Annotated in this window: 18 protein-coding genes and 1 pseudogene; 12 read left to right on the top strand and 7 right to left on the bottom strand. The window is 37.0% G+C overall.

All coding sequences use genetic code 11. From position 1 onward, the window contains the following. Nucleotides 1-47: 47 nt before the first annotated feature. The 3 genes from ACP6PK_RS01410 (at nucleotide 48) to ACP6PK_RS01400 (ending at nucleotide 5479) form a co-directional block, all read left to right on the top strand. Entirely contained in the window at nucleotides 48-1211 is a 1164-nt protein-coding gene (locus tag ACP6PK_RS01410) for a histidine kinase dimerization/phospho-acceptor domain-containing protein (RefSeq protein ID WP_426557114.1), read from the top strand. After that, on the top strand, nucleotides 1204-3303 hold the full coding sequence (locus ACP6PK_RS01405; RefSeq protein ID WP_426557112.1) for a two-component system response regulator: 2100 nt from the start codon (nucleotides 1204-1206) through the stop codon (nucleotides 3301-3303). The genes ACP6PK_RS01410 and ACP6PK_RS01405 overlap by 8 nt, the downstream gene beginning before the upstream one ends. Before the next feature lie 790 nt (nucleotides 3304-4093). Beyond that, nucleotides 4094-5479 (top strand): ATP-binding protein, encoded by a 1386-nt coding sequence (locus ACP6PK_RS01400; protein ID WP_426557110.1) that lies wholly within the window; start codon nucleotides 4094-4096, stop codon nucleotides 5477-5479. A 1053-nt stretch (nucleotides 5480-6532) separates the two neighbouring features. Here ACP6PK_RS01400 and ACP6PK_RS01395 read toward each other — a convergent pair. Together ACP6PK_RS01395 and ACP6PK_RS01390 are read right to left on the bottom strand one after the other, a co-directional pair. Continuing rightward, entirely contained in the window at nucleotides 6533-6745 is a 213-nt protein-coding gene (locus ACP6PK_RS01395) for a recombinase family protein (protein WP_426557133.1), read from the bottom strand. Further along, complete coding sequence (locus tag ACP6PK_RS01390; protein ID WP_094670910.1) at nucleotides 6745-6990, bottom strand: hypothetical protein; 246 nt, start codon at nucleotides 6988-6990, stop codon at nucleotides 6745-6747. The genes ACP6PK_RS01395 and ACP6PK_RS01390 overlap by 1 nt, the downstream gene beginning before the upstream one ends. A gap of 760 nt (nucleotides 6991-7750) precedes the next feature. Here ACP6PK_RS01390 and ACP6PK_RS01385 point away from each other — a divergent pair. After that, complete coding sequence (locus ACP6PK_RS01385; protein WP_426557107.1) at nucleotides 7751-8086, top strand: hypothetical protein; 336 nt, start codon at nucleotides 7751-7753, stop codon at nucleotides 8084-8086. A gap of 356 nt (nucleotides 8087-8442) precedes the next feature. On the opposite strand, the gene ACP6PK_RS01380 is transcribed toward ACP6PK_RS01385, so the two are convergent. The 5 genes from ACP6PK_RS01380 to ACP6PK_RS01360 form a co-directional block, all read right to left on the bottom strand. Beyond that, the gene (locus tag ACP6PK_RS01380) at nucleotides 8443-9453 is read right to left on the bottom strand and encodes a dihydroorotate dehydrogenase-like protein (RefSeq protein ID WP_426557105.1); all 1011 of its coding nucleotides are present in this window, start codon (nucleotides 9451-9453) and stop codon (nucleotides 8443-8445) included. A 394-nt stretch (nucleotides 9454-9847) separates the two neighbouring features. Then, entirely contained in the window at nucleotides 9848-13393 is a 3546-nt protein-coding gene (gene nifJ / locus ACP6PK_RS01375; RefSeq protein WP_426557103.1) for a pyruvate:ferredoxin (flavodoxin) oxidoreductase, read from the bottom strand. Nucleotides 13394-13909: 516 nt separating this feature from the next. Then, complete coding sequence (locus ACP6PK_RS01370) at nucleotides 13910-14362, bottom strand: hydrogenase maturation protease (RefSeq protein ID WP_426557101.1); 453 nt, start codon at nucleotides 14360-14362, stop codon at nucleotides 13910-13912. Nucleotides 14363-14752: 390 nt separating this feature from the next. After that, nucleotides 14753-15265: a GUN4 domain-containing protein gene (locus ACP6PK_RS01365; RefSeq protein ID WP_426557100.1), complete on the bottom strand. Its 513-nt coding sequence runs from the start codon at nucleotides 15263-15265 to the stop codon at nucleotides 14753-14755. A gap of 31 nt (nucleotides 15266-15296) precedes the next feature. Continuing rightward, a complete protein-coding gene (locus ACP6PK_RS01360; RefSeq protein ID WP_143438020.1) occupies nucleotides 15297-15485 on the bottom strand; it encodes a hypothetical protein in 189 nt (62 codons plus the stop codon). Between the two features lie 279 nt (nucleotides 15486-15764). Between ACP6PK_RS01360 and ACP6PK_RS01355 the strand changes: the two are divergent. From ACP6PK_RS01355 to ACP6PK_RS01320, 8 genes and pseudogenes are all read left to right on the top strand, one after another. Beyond that, nucleotides 15765-15980 (top strand): annotated as a pseudogene (locus ACP6PK_RS01355) (nucleotidyltransferase domain-containing protein); the annotation flags it as partial. A gap of 200 nt (nucleotides 15981-16180) precedes the next feature. Next, nucleotides 16181-16270, top strand: coding sequence for a hypothetical protein (locus ACP6PK_RS01350; protein WP_426557131.1), 90 nt, complete (start codon nucleotides 16181-16183; stop codon nucleotides 16268-16270). Between the two features lie 133 nt (nucleotides 16271-16403). Beyond that, a complete protein-coding gene (locus ACP6PK_RS01345) occupies nucleotides 16404-16559 on the top strand; it encodes a hypothetical protein (protein WP_210407485.1) in 156 nt (51 codons plus the stop codon). 458 nt (nucleotides 16560-17017) lie between these two features. Further along, the gene (locus ACP6PK_RS01340; RefSeq protein WP_094674002.1) at nucleotides 17018-17980 is read left to right on the top strand and encodes a hydrogenase small subunit; all 963 of its coding nucleotides are present in this window, start codon (nucleotides 17018-17020) and stop codon (nucleotides 17978-17980) included. An 849-nt stretch (nucleotides 17981-18829) separates the two neighbouring features. Next, nucleotides 18830-20434, top strand: a complete 1605-nt coding sequence (locus tag ACP6PK_RS01335) for a nickel-dependent hydrogenase large subunit (protein WP_426557097.1) — start codon at nucleotides 18830-18832, stop codon at nucleotides 20432-20434. Between the two features lie 554 nt (nucleotides 20435-20988). Next, on the top strand, nucleotides 20989-21804 hold the full coding sequence (locus tag ACP6PK_RS01330) for an alpha/beta fold hydrolase (RefSeq protein WP_426557095.1): 816 nt from the start codon (nucleotides 20989-20991) through the stop codon (nucleotides 21802-21804). Between the two features lie 20 nt (nucleotides 21805-21824). Further along, complete coding sequence (locus ACP6PK_RS01325) at nucleotides 21825-22661, top strand: alpha/beta fold hydrolase (protein WP_426557093.1); 837 nt, start codon at nucleotides 21825-21827, stop codon at nucleotides 22659-22661. Continuing rightward, nucleotides 22658-23317 carry an alpha/beta hydrolase gene (locus ACP6PK_RS01320; protein WP_426557091.1) on the top strand — a complete coding sequence of 220 codons (660 nt, stop codon included), beginning with the start codon at nucleotides 22658-22660 and terminating at the stop codon, nucleotides 23315-23317. Before ACP6PK_RS01325 ends, ACP6PK_RS01320 begins: the two co-directional genes overlap by 4 nt. Nucleotides 23318-23401: the final 84 nt, after the last annotated feature.

Here is a 23401-nt window from a genome sequence, read left to right as displayed (position 1 = left end):
AAATCACTTAATTTTGATTTATGGTCGTTAACTCTTCTTTTTAATCTATGTTTTATGACTTAAATACCCAGTTGAATTTAGGTTCTACTTTACAATATTTACAACTAGATAATGTGCAAATTGAAATCAATCAATCGGGAGTTGTAATTGCTGAAGTTTTTGAAGAAAATAGGCTACTTCCAGGTATTATTTTAACAAATTCGGGTGAATTTGTTGGCATGATTTCTCAAAATCAATTTCTTAAAACTGTGAGTCGCCAATATGGCAGAGAAATTTTTTTAAATCGTCCTATCACAATCTTATATGAATTTATTAAACATGAATTCTTAGTCTTACCGGGAGATACACCTATTGTAGATGCTGCTTATCAGGCAGTCAAAAGACCTCAAGAATATATTTATGAACCAATTGTGGTAGAGGTTTCACCAGGAAATTATCAAGTTTTAGAAACTCAAAATTTACTGATTGCTCAATCTCATATTCATCAACTTGCTAAAGATTTATTGCAGCAACAAAGTGAAGCACAACTGATTCAAAATCAGAAGTTGAAAACTTTAGGGGAAGAATTATTGGCTGCTAAAGAGACTGCTGAAGTTGCTAACCTTGCCAAAAGTGAGTTCTTAGCTAATATGAGCCATGAGTTACGCACTCCGCTAAATGGGATTATGGGTTATGCTCAACTCTTGCAAAACTCTAAGAAAATGGATCGCGAAGATAAAAGTCGAGTTGATATTATCTATCGTTGCGGTTCTCACTTACTGTCTCTGATTAATGATGTGCTTGACTTGTCGAAGATTGAAGCTGAACGGATGGAACTTTATCCGAGAGACTTTCATTTTCCGGCTTTTCTTGAAGGTGTGGTTGAAATTTGTCGTATTAATGCTGAACAAAAGGGGATTGCTTTCTCTTATCAATCTGTCATAGGTTTACCAGAGGGAGTTTGTGCTGATGAAAAACGACTGCGACAAGTGTTGATTAATTTATTGGGCAATGCTATCAAATTTACTGATGAGGGGAAGGTTACATTTACAGTTGGTAAAGCGACTGGTGGTAAAACTCGGTTTGAAGTTCGGGATACAGGAATAGGGATAAGTTCAGAACAAATAAAACAACTTTTTCAGCCATTTCAGCAGATTGAACAAAAAAGGGAACAACAAATAGAGGGAACAGGATTAGGATTAGCGCAAAAAAATTGTGGAACTGATGGGTAGTTGTATTCAGGTACAAAGTCAGCCTGGAGTTGGTAGTATATTTTCGTTTGAGATAGATTTACCTTTAGCTCAGGAGTGGGTGAAGACTTGCCAGAGCGATCGCTGTGGTGAAATTATTGGTATTAAGGGTGCTGCTCCTACTGTTTTAGTCATAGATGACAAATTTGAAAATCGCTCTTTGTTAATCAAACTGCTTCAACCTATTGGTTTTAAGGTGATAGAAGCTAACGATGGTGAAGAAGGTTGGCAAAAAATTCAGATGTTTAATCCTCAGTTAGTAATTACTGATTTGTTAATGCCAATAATGGATGGGTTTGAATTGATTAAACAAATTCGGGCATCAGAAATTTATCCAGATGTGGCAATTATTGCTACATCTGCAAGTGTTTTTGAAACCGATCAAGACAAAAGTTTGTCAGTAGGAGCTAATGATTTTCTCCCTAAACCATTCACAACTGAAGACTTATTTCTTAAAATTAGACAACTATTAAATTTGGAGTGGGAGTATGAAGAAATGAATGATTCTCTAGCAAAGGTAGCTGATGAAAATGAAGAAATCATAGTTCCTCCTCCAATAAAAACTCTCGATAAATTTTATGAGTTAGCTATGAAAGGTAATCTCAAGGGAATTATTAGAAAAGCTCAGTCTCTAGAGCAACAAAATAAAAATTTTATCCCAAATTTAGAGCAAAAAGTTATACAGGGAAATACCAAGCTAGAACAAGCAACTGCGGAATTACATGAAACTCAAGCTAAGTTACTTCAAAGAGAGGTTAAGTTACAGTATAATTCTTTCCACGATCCTTTAACAGGTCTACCAAATAAAGTTAGATTTTTGGGTCAACTTGATCAGACAATTGAGTTTAGTTTAAATCACAATTATCATTATGCTTTACTATTGCTTGATATAGATCGCTTCAAGTTAATTAATGATAGTTTAGGGTATTCTAAAGGAGATATATTACTCCAAGAAATAGCTATTAGACTGCAAAATAGCATAGGAGTTAATAATTTATTAGCAAGGCTGAGTAGTGATGAATTTGTAATTTTATTAGAGGGAATAGAGAATCCATCTGAAGCTACTGAATTAGCGGAGCGTATTCAGCAAGAATATTTACAGTATCCTTATGAGTTAGACGGTTATCAGATATTTGTTAAGGCTAGTATTGGGATTACTTACAGCTTTTTTGGATATCATAATTCTACTGATTTATTCAGGGATGCTAACATAGCGATGCAAAAAGCTAAAGATTATGGAAAAACAGGATATGCTGTATTTGAACCTAAAATGCAAGTAGATGTTTTACAACGTTTAAATTGGGAAAATGAGCTACGTCAGGCGATTAAAAAACAGGAATTATTTCTGCACTATCAACCAATTATTAATCTTGTAAATAATTCATTGAAAGGTTTTGAAGCATTAGTTCGTTGGAATCATTCTAGTTGCGGACAAGTTTCTCCAGGAAAATTTATTCCAATTGCTGAAAAAACTAGATTAATACATGATATTGGGTGGTGGGTTTTGGAAGCAGCTTGTCAACAATTAAACTCTTGGCAACAACATTTTCCTGAATTTCAAAGTTTAGTTTTAAATGTTAATCTTAGCCCCCCACAATTAACGGCAGTAGACTTTATTCAACAATTAAAAATAATTTTAGAGCAGAATAATATATCAGGAGAAAATTTAAAATTAGAAATTACAGAAAGCTGTCTTTTAGAAGGTGTTGAACATCGGGATAAAATTTTCAATCAAATTAAAGATTTAGGAGTTAAACTTTGTATAGATGATTTTGGTACAGGATACTCTTCTTTGAGTCGTCTTTATGAGTTTCCTATAGATACATTGAAAATTGACCGGGCTTTTGTGAAGAGAATCGAGCCTAGTTCAGATAATATAACTATTGCTGCTATTATTACATTAGCTAAGAGTCTAAATATGGATATAGTTGCAGAAGGAATAGAAACCCCTTTACAACGAGATAAATTAAAAGATATGGGTTGCGAATTAGGTCAGGGTTTTTTATTTGCTAGACCTTTAGAATATCAGGCTGCTACTAGGATAATTCAAGATTTTAACGGACAATCAAAATAGTATATGGGAGATATTTACTAAACCTTAATAATATAAATTTTGATCTTTAATTAATATCTTACTTTCGGTAGTGGTGCATTGTATAGCAATGAGCGCTCAGGTATTTACAATTTTGAGCTTCTAAGTGCAGTAATTAAAAAGGTTACAAAAAATAATGTGTAAATATGCCAGCGCACATTGCTATAGTTATTTCAGTAAAAGTATAGTTATAATTTTAGGGATATAGGAAAAGAATATGTAATTAAAAAAGCAATCAGCAGTCAGCAAATCAGTGGTCAGCAGTAAACCTTTAGAAGGGGATTTTAACCCATAGCTATAAAACCTGAATCGCGCAGTTATAACCCAGGATGCTAGGTGTTTGCGCAGCATTCCGGAACAGAAATGCTAAAAGCTAGTTAGTTAATTTTGCATAGATACTTAATAATAAATAAATCACCCAAATTTTACCAAAAAATAAAGGTATAAGGCCTTCTATTTCAAGAGAAAAAAGTGGTCGTTTCGCTTCGCGACATGAATTGCTCGCATTTCGTCAGGATGGGATGGCGTTTTGCTTCGCAACATATAAAGCGTTAGCGCCATATCCAATCGACTAAGAGAAGAAATAATATTTCCTTAATTCAATCCTCTCAGTTTTAACCAGAGGTAATTATCAATTACCAATTACCAATTACCAATTATCAATTATCAATTATCCATTTTAACCAGAGGTAATTATCAATTATCCATTATCCATTATCCATTATCCATTATCCATTAATTAATGATGGTCATTAATTCATCTTTAAAACCAATGTTTTATTACTCAAATAAACACCTTGATTTAACTTCCACTTTAAGAGACTTGACTCTTCATAATATGCACGTTGAAATTCATCAATTAGGAGTAGTAATCGCTGAAATTTTTGAAGAAAATAAGCTACTTCCAGGGATTATTTTGACAAAATTTGGCAAATTTGTCGGCATGATTTCTCAACAGCAATTCGTCAAAACTTTGAGTCGTCAATATGGAAGAGAACTTTTTTTAAATCGCCCTATTAACGTTTTATACGACTTTATTAAATATGAATTATTAGTGCTGCCTGGAGATACATCTATTGTGGATGCTGCCTATAAAGCAGTAAAGAGACCTCAAGAATTAATTGGTGAACCAATTGTTGTAGAAGTTTCCCCAGAAAACTATCAAGTTTTAGAAACTAAAAATTTACTAATTGCTCAATCTAATATTCATCAACTTGCTAAAGATTTATTGCAAAAACAAACTCAATCACAACTTATTCAAACCGAGAAACTTGTAATGTTAGGACAGATGGTAGCAGGTTTAGCCCATGAACTGAGAAATCCGATTAATTGTGTAGCAGGTAATTCTAAGTTTGTATCTGGTTATTATCAAGATTTAATTCAATTGATTAATACTTACGAAGAAAATCTTCCCCAAGAGATAGAAGAAGTTGAAGATGTAAAGCAAGAGATTGATTTTGAATTTCTCAAAAAGGATTACATAGAGATGATGAATAGTATCGAAATTTCGGCTGAAAGAATGATGCAATTAGTTAGTAACCTCCACAGTTTTTCCCACATGGAAGGAACTAAACGCCAAGAAGCAAATATTAATGACTGTCTTGATAGTACCTTATTAATCTTAAAAAATCGTTGGAAGAATAGCAAGGTTGAAATTATTAAAAATTATGGTGATTTACCATTGATTTTGTGTAATCCTGGTCAGGTTGGCCAAGTTTTTATGAACTTGATTACTAATGCTCTTGATGCTCTTGAAGAATATAAAGAAGCAAATAGTAAACCTGCTAAAATTTGGATTTATACTACAGTTAAATATTTATCTGAAAATCCAGATAAAAATCTGGGTAAATCTGTGAATGAGGTAGAAATAAATGCTACTTCTGAGATGGAAGCTAATATGATTTATACTCAAGATAATCAACCAATTTATAATTGGCTTTCAATTCGTATTGTTGATAATGGTCCTGGTATTCCCTATGAAATTCAAGAGCAAATTTTTGATAGATTTTTTACGACAAAAGCTGTTGGTAAAGGTACTGGTTTAGGATTAGCAATTACCCATCAAATTGTTGTTGACAAGCATAAGGGAAAGTTAAATCTGAATTCTACTCCAGGAGTGGGAACTGAATTTGAAATTTTGTTGCCTATAGATGGATAATTGATAATTGATAATTGATAATTGATAATTGATAATTAATAATTACCTCTGATTAAAACCTTACGGGAATTGAATACAAGGAAATCTCTTAGGACTTTTTTTATCTTAAAAGAGAAGGCTTTATATCTTAATTTTTCGGTGAACAAGCATAAATATTACGCAACAGGAGCAATAATGGATAATGGATAATTGATAATTACCTCTGGTTAAAACCTTACGGGAATTGAATACAAGGAAATCTCCTAGGACTTTTTTTATCTTAAAATAGAAGGCTTTATATCAAATCAGGTAGCATCGGTATAAGTTTAGATGGTTAATCTAGAAGTCAGAATGAATGGGAAATTTAGAGGAGGTTGTCGGATATTTTATCCCTTGATTTTTATGCCTCGCTTCACCCTAAAATCCTAACTTTTTAAGCTCCCTAGACCGAAAACCTTGCACTTTTTCAAGACCTAAAAATGCTTTTACCTTTATCTGTCAATACTTTGAGATTTATTCAGCAGAGCAATAAATATTACGCAACAGAAACAATATTTGTATTATACCAGTTTGAAAAAAGAATGCTACAAAAAGGTTTCTGTCTCTCAGAGATGCTGAAAAAAAGCACCTTCAATTCATTTTAGGTACATATTTATATCGTTTTGCCCTTTTTTTCAAGATTTACTCCTTCTTCCTTCTTCCTTCTTCCTTCTTCCTTCTTCCCTACTTCTACCATTTTTCAATAATTAAGAATGCGCGAATTAAGAATGCGCGAATTACCTCTCCTTGAAAAGAAGAGGATTGATAAACAGGAAAATTTTTATTTATTATCCCCTTAAAAGGGGAGGCTTTAAACCACAATATTTCGGTAACAAAAACTTATCGCGCTTGATATTATATAAATCTTTTCTATGTAAATCAATAATAACGGTTCTAAAATATTAGAACCGATCTACAACAAAACTATTAGACATCTCCAAAAATTAAAATTCAAATCAATTATCATCCATAAATTATCTATTTTTTATTCCTGTTCCCTGTTCCCTGTTCTCTCTTTTCTGGAGATGTCTATTACTAACTACTATCTTTAATCCATTTCCTAATTGAACTAACACTAAAAGGATTATTTTTACGATTTCTATAACCCTCAAATTTTAACTTTTCAGCTATATCTTGATAGTTAAATCCCTCTTGATAAAGTTCTAAAGCTCTTTGTTTGTGATACTTTGGAGAACTATCTTTTGAATCCTGGGGTTGATTTACCTGATTGGACTGGGAGTCTCCAATCAGGTTGATAACTTTCCCTCAGAAACGAGTTGCTTTTTTTGCTTATCTTCATAATCAAAAGAATCAAGCCATTCCTCAACGATTAGTCTACAAATTTCTGTTGTTGATTTTCCCATTTGTTTGGCAACTTTCTCTAACTTAGGCATTTTCTTTTTACTAATTCTCAAACCTATAGATTTTTTGGTCAAGGCTTCTGGGTCTTCCTTAAATGTCCCATTAGAGTTTCTTGGCCTTTGTTTTTTCATAAATTCAACCTTTGCTAGCCATTGCTAAGTTCGATTTTAGCAAGGGATAGAGAGTTTAAACAAAATAATCAATTGCTAGACGGAAGGGACTCATTGACCTATAAAAAGTTTACTACTACAGCTTTTCAGCTTGTATAGCAATGTGCGCTGGCACGCTTTACAAATTGCAGGAGGTCTCTAAGCAGCTCAAAGCTTTATATTATCGGCAATTTATTCTCACTATTGCCTGTTTTATGTTCCCTGTTCCCGGAGCGCAGCGCTATAACAATGTTAAAGACCTTAATAGGTATTGCTGCTATAGGTATAGACAAATATCTTGACATCCATGGCTAGCCTTGGCTATCATATAAATTGTAGACGAGATAAGGGAGAGAAGATTATTCTTCACAAGTAAGTTGAGAAACTTATTGGATATATAGCAATACTAAATAGGCTGTGATATCAAATCCGGTAGCATCGGTATAATTAGATAGTTAATCTAGGAGTCAGGAGGGAAAAGAATTTAGAAATATTTACACTTTTGCTGATTTTTCGGGAACCGTAGATGAAAATTTTTTATACCGAGTTAAGCGGATTGAATATGACAAATCAAAAAGTAAATAAAAAACATGAAACTCCCACCAGTTTGCTGTTCCCTATTCCCTCCATACCTAAAAGCGGTAAGATTTTTATACACAAATAAAATAGAATTGCTATAGTATTAAATCTTTCTTCCCATCTATACTTAGTTAGAAAACTTAATTATTAAGGATAAAAATAAATGAATATTCAAGAAACAGTTATAGAGCAAATCTACGAGCAGTTTAAAATCGATCCTAACAATCATAATCAGCAAATTTCAGTAGAAGAACTAAAAAATATTATTCGATGTACAACAAATAAAATGCTGATGGCACATTTTCAAGTTTTACTAGATAACTATCTTGACAATGCTGATATAAATTCTGCCTTGCATGAACTCGGTACTTTAGCAAATATAACATCTGAAAATAATACTAACGAAATCAAAGATTTAAGTGATTTTTCTGAAATAGGGAAAAAAATTGCAAATATTGAGATCAGATTCCTGGAACATAGTCTGGGTTTAAAAACTTAGTTTGAATGATTAAATATTTTCTTTTTTTTTTAGAATTTATAAGACTTATATAGAATCCGTTTAAATACTTATCGTATCGCTCTAGGAGTCAGGAGGACCGAGTCAGGAGAAAGAAAAGATTTAGAACTCAGGAGTCAGGAGAAAGAAAGATTTAGAGCATGAATTTTTAAATTAGCCCACGCTAGAAAATCTGTATTAAGAGAAAATAATTTTGCGATTCGATTATTGTATAACCGGATTTTATATTAAACAAATATTACCTTCCCTTGGTGTCGATCCAGAGAATTTGTAGTTCTGAATTAGCAGAGACTCCTAGTTTGCAGGGGTTTGGCGACCAAACCCCTACAGATTGGCTTTTAAACTAAACTCCGAGCAGGTTGATAACTTTGAATTGCTTTCATATATTGCGCTCTTTCAAATGCACTCTCGTCTGGGCAATTTATTTGACTCATACTGCCGCGCATTTGTGCAATTGATTCATATTCATGTTCTTCCATCCATTTAATCATGTCTGTTTCGATAACTTTAATATGACTAATTCCATGACGCAATAAAGCACCTACTACTTGAGTTACATTCGCACCTGCCATCATCATTTTAATTACATCTTGCCCTTTTTGTACACCGCTAGTTGCAGCAAAATCTACTTCTAACCTACCGTACAAAATAGCTATCCAACGCATAGGTAAACGCATTGCTTGTGGGGTACTTAACAACACATTTGTCATGACTTCTAACTCTTCAATATCAATATCTGGTTGATAGAAACGGTTAAATAAAACTAACCCATTCGCTCCAGCTTCTACCAGTTTTTTAGACATATTTGCCATGTTGCTGAAGAAGGGGCTAAGTTTAACAGCAACAGGAATATTTACCTGGGATTTGACAGCTTGCAGAATATTAATATAATTCTGTTCTACTTCTTCTCCTGTCATATCCATATTAGTAGGGATATTGTAGATATTTAGCTCTAAAGCATCTGCACCAGCAGCTTGTAATTCCTTAGCATAATTAGTCCAACCCCCAATTGTTGAACCGTTGAGACTGGCAATAATGGGAATATTTACTATTTTTTTTGCCTCACTAATATGCTTTAAATATTCGGAAGCATCTACATGAAATACTTCTGGTTCTGGAAAATAAGTTAGAGCTTCAGCAAAACTTTCTGTACCATATTCTAAATGATGGTGTAATTCAAACTTTTCTTGTCGCAATTGTTCTTCAAATAAAGAATGTAAAACTACTGCTGCTGCACCTGCATCTTCCATGCGTTTGAGATTATCTAAATCTTCGGTTAAAGGTGCTGCTGCTCCTACAACTAAGGGGGAGCGTAATTGTAATCCTAAATAATTTGTGGTAATATCCATGGTTAATTCGCTTAATTCAAAAGTCAAAAGTGAAGAAGGCGTAGGTTGGGTTGAGCAATGAAACCCAAAATCAAGTCAAAAGTTAAAAGTCAAAATTTAAAAGTGAACCAGGTACAGGAATGAAATGCTCAGAACTCAAAAATGCCTAATATCAAATCTGCTTACTTTGAACAATAAGATTCTAATATCAGTATTGGCAAAAACTCCAAGTTTGGTAGGGGGTTGGGTCTCCAAACCCCTACGATATTGAATTTTAGCAATACTAAAAGACTTGATACAATTCCTCAAATACATCTTGTTGTTGGGTTGCGCTGACGCTTAACCCAACCTACTGATAACTGATAACTGTTAACTATGCATTATCAATTATCCATTATCCATTATCAATTATCCATTATCCATTATCAAGTTGCCGTGCTGCCAAATACTCATACATTGCATAACGAGTATTAACATCTTCCTGTGCTTGTGCTAACAAGTCTTTAGCATCACCAGGTTTGCTCTTGGTTAGCATTTTGAACCTATTTTCTTGATACATTGACTCACCAACAGGTTTTTTGGGCGATCGCATATCCAACTGCAAAGGATTTTTCCCTTGTTCCGCTAAGTCTGGGTTATAGCGATACAACAACCATCGACCACTTTCTACAAGTGCTTTTTGATGACTCATTGCTGTGGTCATATTAATACCATGAGCAATACAATGACTGTAAGCAAGAATCAAGGATGGACCGTCATAAGCTTCTGCTTCTAAAAATGCTTTTAGGGTGTGTTCGTCTCGCGCTCCCATTGCTACGCTGGCAACATAGACATTACCATAAGTCATTGCTATTAAACCTAAATCTTTTTTGCCTGATGGTTTGCCTCCTGCTGCAAACTTAGCAACTGCTGCGCGGGGAGTTGCTTTGGAAGACTGACCGCCAGTATTAGAATAAACCTCCGTATCCATCACTAAAATATTGACGTTACGACCGCTAGCGATAACGTGGTCTAAACCACCAAAACCAATATCATACGCCCAACCGTCACCACCAACTATCCAGACTGATTTTTTAACCAGATAATCTGCTAAAGTCAATAGCTGCTTTGCCTCTGGAGAATCTACCCCTTGCAATTTTTCCTTGACTTGGGCGACTCGTTGCCGTTGTTCCCAAATATCTGCTTCGGATTTTTGGGAGGCGTTCAGAATGTCTGAAACTAAATTATCTCCTATCGTTCCCCCTAATTTTTGCAACAACTCTGTAGCAAACTCGGCGTGTTTGTCAATGGAAAGACGGAAACCAAAACCAAATTCGGCGTTATCTTCAAACAGACTATTCGACCAAGCAGGTCCGCGACCATCGGCGTTTTGCGTCCAAGGAGTTGTAGGTAAGTTACCGCCATAAATAGAAGAACATCCTGTAGCATTGGCAACAACAGAGCGATCGCCAAACAGTTGACTAATTAATTTAACATAAGGAGTTTCACCACAACCAGCACAAGCACCAGAAAACTCAAACAAAGGTTCTTGCCATTGTTGTTGACGAATTCTGTCGAGATGGAGGGAGCGACGGTCGGGGTTAGGCAAATTCAAGAAGAAATCCCAATTTTCTCGCTCCTGTTCCCGTAGTGGTAACTGCGCTTCCATATTTATTGCTTTGCGGGAAGGCATAGATTTATTTTTCGCCGGGCAAATATCCACGCAAACCCCACAACCAGTACAGTCTTCTGGAGCGACTTGGATAGTAAATTTATGTCCGGTAAAATCTTTATCTTTGACATTAGTAGACTTGAAAGTTGCCGGAGCATTAGCTAAATTACTTTCATCATAAGCTTTACCACGAATAACAGCGTGGGGACAAACCATCACACACTTACCACACTGTACACAGACATCGGCATCCCAAACCGGAATTTCTTGAGTAACGTTGCGTTTTTCCCATTTAGTTGTGCCAGTGGGATAAGTGCCGTCGCAAGGTAAGGCGCTGACTGGCAGTTCGTCACCTTGGCGAGAAATCATTTTACCCAAAACTTCCCGCACAAATTCTGGAGCAGTGTCAGGAACAGGTGGCAAACGGTGGAGAGCACTACTAACTTCCGTAGGAATTTTCACTTCATAGAGATTATCCAAAGTATTGTCAACCGCTTGCAGGTTCATATTGACAATTTCTTGACCTTTTTTGCCGTAGGTTTTTTCGATGTATTTTTTAATTTGAGCGATCGCCTCTTCCCTGGGCAAAACGTTAGCTAAGGCAAAGAAACAAGTCTGCATTACTGTATTAATGCGACCCCGCATTCCACTGTCAGCAGCAACTTTATTAGCATTGATGACATAGACTTTTAAACCCTTGCGGATAATTTGCTCTTGTACTTCTACAGGTAACTTTTCCCATACTTCATCAGCACCGTAGGGACTATTCATCAAAAAAGTAGAACCGTTTCCTGCTGCAACGAGAACGTCTAATTTTTCCAGAAAACTCCATTGGTGACATCCCACAAAATTAGCTTGGTTAATAAGATAAGTCGAACGGATGGGGTTTGCACCGAAGCGGAGGTGGGAAACAGTTACGGCTCCAGATTTTTTCGAGTCGTAAACAAAGAAACCTTGGGCATAGTTTTCAGTTTCTCCCCCAATAATTTTAATTGAGTTTTTGTTAGCACCAACCGTACCATCGGAACCTAAACCATAAAACATTGCCCGCACAACATTATCGGGTTCGAGAGAAAAATTGGCATCGAAGGGAAGGGAAGTATGACTGAGGTCGTCATTAATACCCACCGTAAAATGATTTTTGGGTTTGTCAGCACTGAGGTTCTCAAAAACCCCCATCACCATTGCCGGGTTAAACTCTTTGGAAGACAAACCATAACGACCACCAACTACTTTTGGCATCGCGCCTTCCCATTCTTCATTTAGAGCAGTAACTATATCTTGGTAGAGGGGTTCACCTGTTGCACCCGGTTCCTTCGTGCGGTCGAGAACAGCAATTTTTTTCACCGTTTCGGGCAATGCTGCGACTAAATATTTGGCATCAAAAGGTCGATATAATCTAACTTTGAGTACCCCAACCTTTTCACCATTAGCAGTTAAATAGTCTACAGTTTCGTGAGCTGTTTCACAACCAGAACCCATGAGGATAACAACCCGCTCTGCATCAGCAGCACCGTGATATTCAAAACATTGATATTGTCGCCCAGTCAGTTCAGCAAATTTATCCATTGCCTTCTGCACAATATCTGGAGTTGCAGCATAGAAAGGGTTAACAGTTTCCCGCGCTTGGAAATATACATCCGGGTTTTGAGCTGTACCGCGCAAAACAGGTCTATCTGGCGTTAACCCCCGCGCCCGGTGAGCAAACACCAGGTCGTCATCTATCATTTCCCGCAAAACTGTTTCTGGCAACAGTTCAATTTTTTGTACTTCATGGGAGGTACGGAAACCGTCGAAGAAATGAATAAATGGTACCCTTGCTTCCAGAGTTGCTACTTGAGAAATAAGCGCGAAGTCGTGAGCTTCTTGTACCGAAGCAGAACACAACATGGCAAAACCTGTAGCGCGGGTTGCCATTACATCACTGTGGTCGCCAAATATTGAAAGACCTTGAGCTGCCAGGGAACGAGCCGCAACATGAATGACATTACAGGTTAATTCCCCTGCTATTTTGTAAAGGTTAGGGATCATTAATAATAATCCCTGGGATGCAGTGAATGTAGTAGTGAGCGACCCTGTTTGTAGAGAACCATGCACCGCCCCTGCTGCTCCCCCTTCACTTTGCATCTCAACCACACTAGGAACTGTACCCCAGATATTCGGTGTCCCCTGAGATGACCAAGCATCCGCCCATTCACCCATTGGTGAGGAGGGGGTGATAGGATAGATGGCAATAACTTCATTGAGTTTGTGGGCAACACGGGCAACTGCTTCATTGCCATCTAGTGTTGCAAAAGTTTTGGTACTCATTAATGTTCTCCTCTTTATTTAAAATCTCATAACTTACGCAGAAACCGGGTTTATGGATAAAATTTAGTGATTTTAATCATCAAGGCAATAAACCCGGTTTCTTGTTTGGGTGCGTAAGTCCCTATCTCTGGTTGTTTACAAATGTTGTAGATTTGTTTAGTAGTTTATATATGGCCAAGTCCTGAAAATTTTACCTCTATAAATTTGCTTTTTTTTATCAACCTAAACCTTTGTGTTTAACATCACAATAACTCATTTTTCAACAACACAGGAGTTGTTTTATTTCTGAAACTATTTGAGAGATAATCCACTAAAAATACCTATTTGGATAGGCAGTTAGGAGATTGGGACTAAATATTTGATTTATATCTCTTGCTTTTATTATCCGATCTATTCCTTCTGAATTGAACTATTACTTAAACTTTTTTTACAAAACTTGAATTTTGCATATAATTTTACAAAACTTCAGAAAATAACTGTTAAATTAAAACAGTTTTTTAAGAAAACTTTTAAACTTTATTTAATAATAATTTGTTTAATTTGTGCTAAACTATATTGAATATTTTCGGTTGTTTTTTCAGAGAAACTTTCCCCAAATTCAAAATTAACTGCTGGCACTAATATCCACCAAGCAGGGGGCACATTGTGATAGAGAATTTGACTGAGAGCAAGTAGCGAGCGCGGATCGACCGTATGTGCTAAACTTTGACTTTTTGGAGAGGAGTAGGGGATATCGTCACAAAGTTGATGAACTTGTAAACCTTGTTCAGAAGTTGCCGGATAAGCATCAACAAAAATAACTAATTCAGCTTGAGATATAGGTTCTGCCAATTCTGGGGTAAGTTGATGTACTGGGAGTGATCGGACATTGGGCAAATTCCACTCCGCCACCAACTCTGCCACCCGTTGACCAACACCATCATCACTGCGGAGAGTGTTACCGTAACCGATAATTAATATTTCAGCCATTGATTATTTCCTTAGTTTTCTTGATCAGGACTTACGCAGGTGAACTCAGAAACCCGCTTTCTCGTAGACATCTATTGCTCAAAACAACTATTTATCCTAGAAACCGGGTTTCGCGTGCGTAAGTCCTATTGATAAAATTATCATAGTAGCTCCTCTAATTTAGATTTGAATAATTATGATACAAACCCTCCAAGCTACAGCGCTTTTCAGATTGATGAACCACATAGTAACAAGCAAAACCCAGTAGGGAGGTTCTATGGAACGTCCCTACTGTGGTCTATCAATCATGAAAACCGTCTGAAAACTGCTGTTATGCTGATAAATGGTATCTGAGCGATCGCCGATAAATGGATTATAAAAAACTGATAACTGATAAAGTAGCTAAAACGCTTATATGTTATAGTCTAGAAGTCTCTCCGAGAGAGAAGATACCAAATACCAACCGCGAGAGAAAACCCCATCAGATAGCCAACCCAACTTCACATACCAAACGTCCACCTTTAAAGCACAACCTGGGAGGTATCCCATGTAATGTTCATCTAAGCTAAAATCTAGGTCAGAGTATAACAACAATTGTCCTTCTGGACACCATCCGACTTCGTTATTAAACGCTTCATATACTTCCCCATTATACTCTCTCGTACCACCCAAATTATGATAAATTGTCTTTTGCACAGAAAAGCCAAATTTACCGTTACTATATTGTACCCAAAGTTGGTCAATTGTGCGGAGGTCTATACAAGGAAATCTTTCTATATCTTCTACTTTCAGCCAACCTTCCTGCTCTCGCTCTGCAACCTGCAACATACAACGAGCAGTTTCCTCATCTGCTTCTTTCCACTTTTCCTGACTCAGTAATCTCTCTAATTCAGTATATTCATAATCAACATTTGACATAAACATAAAAACTATTGCTCCTTAGTTATTTCTTGATTTATTTTTCAATTTCAAATAACCCTCTTTCCACTTCAGACAATCTCTCAGTAAATGCCAATTCATCGTTGATACCTAGGTATTGACTCAAAGCTCTAGCTATTACTTTAGTTTTCGTAAGATTCTTGTCCACATATTGATCGAGGCGTTTCCTGATATTTTCCGGGACTCTAATAGATATATTGGGCATGAGTATATTTGAGTGCCAGATGATAATATGACGGTGTAACACAAAAGTATTCCTAACTGTTAAACAACATTCCGGAAATTTAGCAGTAGTAGAATTAACAGGTCGAATATTGAAAGAAGGGAGTTAGAGTCTGAAATGATAAATATTCCTTTATCTACAGTTGAAAATTTAAGAAGACATCAAAAACTAGCATAAATTATGACCAGGGTGAAACAGGAATTCAAACAAATTTATCAAGATAATTTAATTAGTTTAGTTTGATTTTGTTCTCAAGCACGGGGAGACGCAAAACCAGACTCAGATATTGATGTTTTAGTAGTTTTAAAAGAAACAACTACTCTGGATAATAAGCATCAAAAAATTATTGAGTTTATTTCCGATATATGTATTGAGTATGGGGTGTTAGTAAGTTGTGTTTATGTGAGTGAATCTCAATTTCAACAAGAGAAAAGTCCCTTATTATTGAATATTCATCAAGAAGGTATTTTTCTGTGAACATTGAACAACAATATTGATTGAATTCAAGTGAGGTTTAGATTCCCCACGCCCCCCTTACAAAGGGGGTAATCTTCAAAGTCCCCCTTTTAAAGGGGGATTTAGGGGGATCGTAAATGTACCTCATAATTATGGGAATTGCTATAAAGTGAGGTTATGTAATTATGAATATCATCTTAATTCCCAAACAATAAAAGTTTATTAACGCTCAAATTGCTAAGGGAAAATACACCAAAAATGAGGAATTTATTGACTCAGGTTTAAAGTTATTAGAAAAACCAGATTATTAACAATGGCTTGATGAAACTCGCCCAAAAGTTCAGGTGGGTTTAGAACAATTAGAAAAGGGATAAAAAGTTGAGGGAGAAATTGTTATTGGACAATTAAAAATAAAATTTTAGTAGATGCGAGAGAAAAAATTGAGTGAGTAAATATAGTCTTTCTCAAACAGCTATTCAGGATTTAGATGAAATTTATAGTTATTTTGCTAAGGTCAGTATAGAACCAGGCGATCGCTATTTTTTGACGAAGAGGAAAGTTAATGATTATTCATTATCAATGAAATATAGTCTGGAATGATCAAGATTCCTTTAACTAAAGTTTCACAAAATCTACGATAACTTAGTTTTATATTTTTTCAAGATTTTCCTACCAAGAAAATATTGAAAATAAAGTATCAAAAACAACAAAATTCTTAACCAAAGCAACAATTAATTAATAATAAAAAATTCGTAAATAAAAACCAAGTTATCATTATCTATCCTTTATAATTTCATAAAGGTTGAAGTAGGGTGCGACAAATTCTATCGTGAATCCCATCTCAACTTCAGATAACAGAGGGTTTAACTTAAGAAATGCGGTCAGCTTGACCGTCAATGCCTGTGGATGAGTAACCGCCGACGGTCTTAGGGACGTTGCATAACAAAAATGCGTTTCATGTCGCATAGCAAAACGTCCGTACAGCAGGAAGTAAACATCAAATTGTCACGTTATGTGACACTTTGCATCAGTTTTATAGAGCAGGAGAATTCGGGAGAATGATAAATCTACTGTGGCTTCAAGGTGGAGCTTGTTCTGGCAATACCATATCATTTCTCAATGCTGAAGAACCAAATATTTGTGACCTAATCACAGACTTCGGCATTAATGTACTCTGGCATCCTTCTTTAGGATTTGAACTTGGTACAAACGTCCAACAATTATTACAAGATTGTATTTCGGGAAAAACACATTTAGATATTTTAGTATATGAAGGAACAATAATTAACGCGCCCAATGGTACGGGAGAATGGAACCGTTTTGCCGATCGCCCGATGAAAGATTGGGTACAAGAATTATCGGAAGTTGCAGGTTTCGTTGTTGCGGTGGGAGACTGCGCTACTTATGGTGGTATTCCGGCAATGTCACCAAACCCCAGTGAGTCTGAAGGTTTGCAATTTCTGAAACGAAAAAAAGGCGGATTTTTAGGAGAAGACTTCAAGAGTAAAGCTGGATACCCAGTAATTAATATTCCTGGTTGCCCCGCTCACCCAGATTGGATTTCGCAAATATTGGTAGCGGTTGCCACTGGCAGACTTGATGACATTACCTTAGACGAATTTCACCGCCCCGAAACATTTTTCAAAAGCTTCACTCAAACAGGTTGTACTCGCAACGTTCACTTTGCTTACAAAGCTTCCACTTCAGATTTTGGGCAGCGTCAAGGATGTCTATTCTATGACTTGGGTTGTCGCGGACCGATGACTCGCTCTTCCTGTAACCGCATTTTATGGAACCGAGTCTCCTCCAAGACTCGCGCGGGAATGCCATGTTTGGGTTGTACCGAACCAGAATTTCCATTCCACGACCTCATGCCGGGAACAGTATTTAAGACACAAACAGTCATGGGAGTTCCTAAAGAATTACCAACGGGAGTTAACCGTAAAGATTATGCTTTGCTGACTATGGTTGCAAAAGATTCAACTCCAGAATGGGCAGAGGAAGATTTCTTTACTGTTTGACATACTCCCGACGTTGCGCTTACGCGACAAAACGGGATTATTCAGCCAGGGTTTCCCAGGCTGCTGTTTTAACAGAGGTGATGTCCTCCCCCTGTGTTTATTGACCTTGATAATAATAAAATACTTCCTGCTTGTCAAGGGGAGCCGAAGGTTTTATTTGTGGAGATATCCGACTGTTGACCAATGCTTTCATCTATCCTTCCTTTGAAAGGCAGTGCTGTTTCATTCTTGGTTAAGACAGAAGGGGAGCAGGGAAGCACGGAGCAGGGGAGAATTTTCGACCCTTTACCCTAGCAAAATTTGTAGGGTGCGTTTCCGCTAAGATCGGACATGAAAAGACGGCTAAAATTTAGACTATGAAAGAGATTCAACAATCCGTCGTAACGCACCATTTTTAGATATGTCAGTGTTACGCTACTGGATGATGGTGCGTTACGCTGGCGCTAAGGCACCCTACTGGACTGTTTCATCTAAAATAGTGCAATAGTAGGGGCGGGTTTCCCCGTTAAATTAACGAGCTTTCACCTGAAGTTAGATAAACCCGCCCCCCAATGATGTAACGCACCATTTTAGATATGTCAGTGTTACGCTACTGGATGATGGTGCGTTACGCTGGCGCTAAGGCACCCTACTGGACTGTTTCATCTAAAATAGTGCAATAGTAGGGGCGGGTTTCCCCGTTAAATTAACGAGCTTTCACCTGAAGTTAGATAAACCCGCCCCCCAATGATGTAACGCACCATTTTAGATATGTCAGTGTTACGCTACTGGATGATGGTGCGTTACGCTGGCGCTAACACACCCTACAGAAATTGAATAACTGATAACTAATAACTGATAACTGAAAAAATGGTTCAAACAAAAGTACAAACATTAGACATTTCTCCCGTGGGGCGCGTTGAAGGCGACTTAGACGTAAGAGTTGACATTCAAGACGGATATGTAACCAACGCTTGGACTCAAGCACAAATGTTCCGAGGTTTTGAAGTCATCCTTAAAGGTAAAGACCCCAAAGCTGGTCTCATTGTCACTCCCAGAATTTGTGGAATTTGCGGTGCTTCTCACCTCACCTGTGCATCCTGGGCGTTAGATACAGCTTGGCAAACAGAAGTACCCCGTAACGCTATCCTTGCTCGTAACCTCGGTCAACTTGTAGAAACTCTCCAAAGTCATCCGCGCTTCTTTTACGGGTTATACGCGATCGACTTAACTAACAAAAAATACCAAAATAGCCCCTTCTACGAAGAAGCTTGTAAGCGTTTCTCAGCATTCACAGGTACTTCCTACGAACCAGGTATTACTGTTGCAGCAAAACCCGTAGAAATATACGCTCTATTCGGCGGTCAATGGCCTCACTCTAGTTTCATGGTTCCCGGTGGCGTAATGTGCGCTCCCACTCTCACGGACGTTACCCGCGCCTGGGCAATGTTAGAATATTTCCGCACTAACTGGTTAGAACCGATATGGTTAGGTTGTTCCATTGACAGGTTTGAACAGATCCAAACTTATGAAGATTTCATGGAATGGTTAGATGAAAATCCTAATCATGCTAGTTCAGACCTCGGTTTCTATTGGCGCATGGGTCTGAATATTGGTTTGGATAAAATTGGTGCAGGTGTTGGTAAATATATGAGTTGGGGATATTTGCCTCACGAAGACAAATATCAACGCCCGACTATTGAAGGTCGGAATGCTGCCATGATTATGAAAAGTGGTGTCTACGATAGCGCTACAGATATTCATCAATTGATGGAGCATACTTTTACAAGGGAGAATACTTCCCACGCTTGGTATAACGAGGGTGATGGAGATGTACATCCTTTTGACCGCACTACCGTACCCATTGCTAACAACGATATTGACTTTGATGGTGCTTATTCTTGGTCAACTGCCGTATCTCACCAAGACTTAGGTCGGATGGAAGTTGGTGCCTTAGCGCGGGAATTGATAGCAGGTGGCGATCATGGGGAAAGTTGGCAACACAAAGACGGTTTAGTTTTGGATATGTTCAAGAAAATGGGCGGACCGAACGCACATTTGCGCGTGTTTGCCAGAATGCACGAACTAACTAAATTGTACCGTGAAACAGAACGTTGTTTGCGGGAGTTTAATTTGCGCGATCCTTGGTATATTAAGCCTGAAGAAAAAGATGGTCGCGGTTGGGGTGCTACTAATGCTAGTCGTGGTTCCCTCTGTCATTGGGTGGAAATAGAAGGCGGAAAGATTAAGAATTATCAGGTTATTGCGCCGACTACTTGGAATGTAGGACCCCGTGATGGTGAAGGGGTGCGCGGACCTATTGAGGAAGCGTTAATAGGTATTCCTATTGCTGATGTGAATGACCCCGTGGAAGTAGGTCATGTTGCTCGGTCTTTTGATTCTTGTTTAGTGTGTACTGTTCACGCTCACGATGCGAAGACTGGGGAAGAGTTGGCGCGGTTTAGAACTTCGTAAGTAGCAGTCAGCTTTCAGCAGTTAGCGATAAGTTTACAAGGGACGTTGGATAACAAAAATGCGAGCGTCCCTTGTTTTTTGATAGTAGTGCGTTAGATTTTGGGGCGGGTTTTGAGCTGATGCTTAAACTCGTTAATTTAAAGTGGAACCCGCCCCTAGTATTGCATCATTTAAGTTGTGTCAGTCTACTACTAGACTGGATAACGCAATTTTACCATGACAGATGAAACTGGTTTGATTATCTGTTGCTTTATTCTCAGAGTTAGCTTATAATAAATCAAACTATTTATCTATTGACATACTCCCGACGTTGCCCTTACGGGAAAACTCGGGATTCTTCAGTCTGGGAAACCCTGACCGCTGCGCGTGACAGAGGTGATGTCCTCCCCCTGTGTTGACATTGATATTAACAAAATGTACCTAGCTTGTCAAGGGCATATGAACAGCTTATGAAGGTATCCGAATCTTGGCCCTGGCTTTCCCATACGACGCTCCCCCACCGGAGAGCGCGGGACTTCCCGCCAGGGAAGTTAATATGACGAACTTAAGCAAAAATGAATCAACCGATTAAAAAAGCTTTTTTAGACACAGAAGACGGACAAATTTTTTACCGCATTGGAGGAGAAGGAGAACCTCTCGTTTTACTTCACATGACTCCTCGAAGTAGCGATGAATTTAAAGAATTAATGGCAATTTTAGCCCCTAAATATCGTGTTATTGCTATGGACTTAATGGGGTTAGGAAATTCAGATAAACCTCCTAGGGAATATTCTATTTCAGACTATGCTAAAACTGTTATTTTATTGTTAGATGAATTAGGAATTGAAAAATGTAGTATTTTGGGGAGTTTAACAGGAGGTTATGTTGCTGGAGAAGTAGCCGTATCTTATAGCGATCGCCTCCATAAATTAATCCTTTCTAATGTTCATGGTTTTGATGCAGAAGAAGCCGAAAAACTTGGTAAAGGATATAGAGAAGGATTTACTATAAAAGAAGATGGTTCCCATCTCATGGAAAGATGGTTGGTGCGGATTGATTTTGTTGGAGTTGAATTAAATCACCGTTTTGTTTTAGATGATTTAAAAACTTTTGGTAGACCCATTTATACTCGTTTAGCAGTTAGTAAATATTGTGTTTCTGCTCAAGAAAGGTTTAAACTTATTCAATGTCCGACCTTAGTTTTTACAGGAACTAAAGCATTAGAACCTATTGAAAAATATGGTTTGGCAAAAGCAGAAAATCAAGGTTGGTTATCTGAAGCAATTCCCCATAGTCAAGCTGTTAAAATTGAGGGGGGAACTATCTGTATGATTAATCAAATGCCTGAAGAAATATCTACAGTTGTTATGGATTTTTTAGATAAAAAATAGAGGAGGATAAATTAAATATTATGAAAATAAAGAGAGCATTTTTAGATACAGAAGACGGACAAATTTTTTACCGAATAGGAGGAGAAGGAGAACCTCTTGTTTTACTTCCCATGACTCCTCGAAGTAGCGATGAATTTAAAGAGTTAATGGCAATTTTAGCCCCTAAATATCGTGTTATTGCTATGGATTTAATGGGGTTAGGAGATTCCGATAAACCTCCTAGAGAATATTCTATTGCAGATTATGCTAAAACTGTTATTTTATTGTTAGATGAATTAGGGATTCAAAAATGTAGTATTTTGGGGAATTTAACAGGGGGTTATATTGCTGGAGAAGTAGCCGCATCTTATAGCGATCGCCTGAATAAATTAATCCTTTGTAATACTCATGGTTTTGATGCAGAAGAAGCTGAAAAAATCGTTCAAAGATATAGTCAAGGATTTACTCTTAAAGAAGACGGTTCCCATCTAATGGAAAGATGGTTAGCAAGAGTTAATTATCTAGGAAAAGGAGAATTAAATCACCGTTGTGTTTTAGATGATTTAAAAGCTTTTGGAGGAAGTATATATCCTGGAGTTGCTGTTGGAAAATATTGTCTTTCTGCTCCAGAAAGGTTTAAACTTATTCAATGTCCGACCTTAGTGTGTAATGGTACTAAAGCCTTAGAACCTATAGACAAATACGGCTTAGTAAAGGCAGAAAATCAAGGTTGGTTATCGGCGGCAATTCCTCATAGTCAAGCAGTTGAAATCTCTGGAGGAACTCTATGGATGATTAATCAAATGGCAGAACAAATATCTACAGTTGTTATGAATTTTTTAGAGAAAAAATCAATGAGGATAACTTTAAAATCATGAAAATAAAAAGAGCATTTTTAGATACAGAAGATGGTCAAATACATTATCGAATTGGAGGAGAAGGTGAGCCACTAATTTTGCTGCATCAAAATCCAATAAGTAGTAATGAATATCGAGAATTAATGCCAATATTTATTAAAGAAAAAAAGTTAGTTATTGCTATGGATTTTTTGGGTTTTGGTGAATCCGATAAACCTCCCAGAATGTATTACATTGAAGACTATGCCAAAACAGTTATTTTACTTCTAGATGAATTAGGAATCAAAAAAGCAAATGTTCTTGGGCATCATACAGGTGCTTTCGTAGCAGCAGAAGTTGCAGCAGTATACCCAGAAAGAGTTAATAAACTTGTGTTATCTGGTATTGATTATTTTGAGGAAGAGCAAAGAAAAACACTTTATAATAGATTTTCTGAAGCTTACCAAATTAAAGAAGATGGTTCTCACCTAATAGAAAGATGGCCTGTTCGTTTAAGTTATGTAGATTTAGAATTAAATCATCGTTGTTTATTAGATGAATTTAAATGTCATGGTTATCCTCCCTATGGTCCTTTTGCAATAATGAATTATGCAGAAAAAAGTTTAGAAAGATTTAGATTAATCAATTGTAAAACCTTGATATTATCTGGAACTGAAGACATCAAACAACTAGAATAATTAGGAATAGCTAAAGCAAAAAATAGACAATTCATTACTGAAACAATTACCGATGCTAAGATAGTGAATATCGAAGGTGGTACA

It is taken from the genome of Dapis hubbardiae BLCC-M172, from assembly GCF_050016015.1.
In the GTDB taxonomy this organism is placed as follows: domain Bacteria; phylum Cyanobacteriota; class Cyanobacteriia; order Cyanobacteriales; family Microcoleaceae; genus Trichodesmium.
The sequence above is the reverse complement of the archived record's forward strand: the minus strand, read 5'-3'. Positions and strand labels throughout refer to the sequence as shown.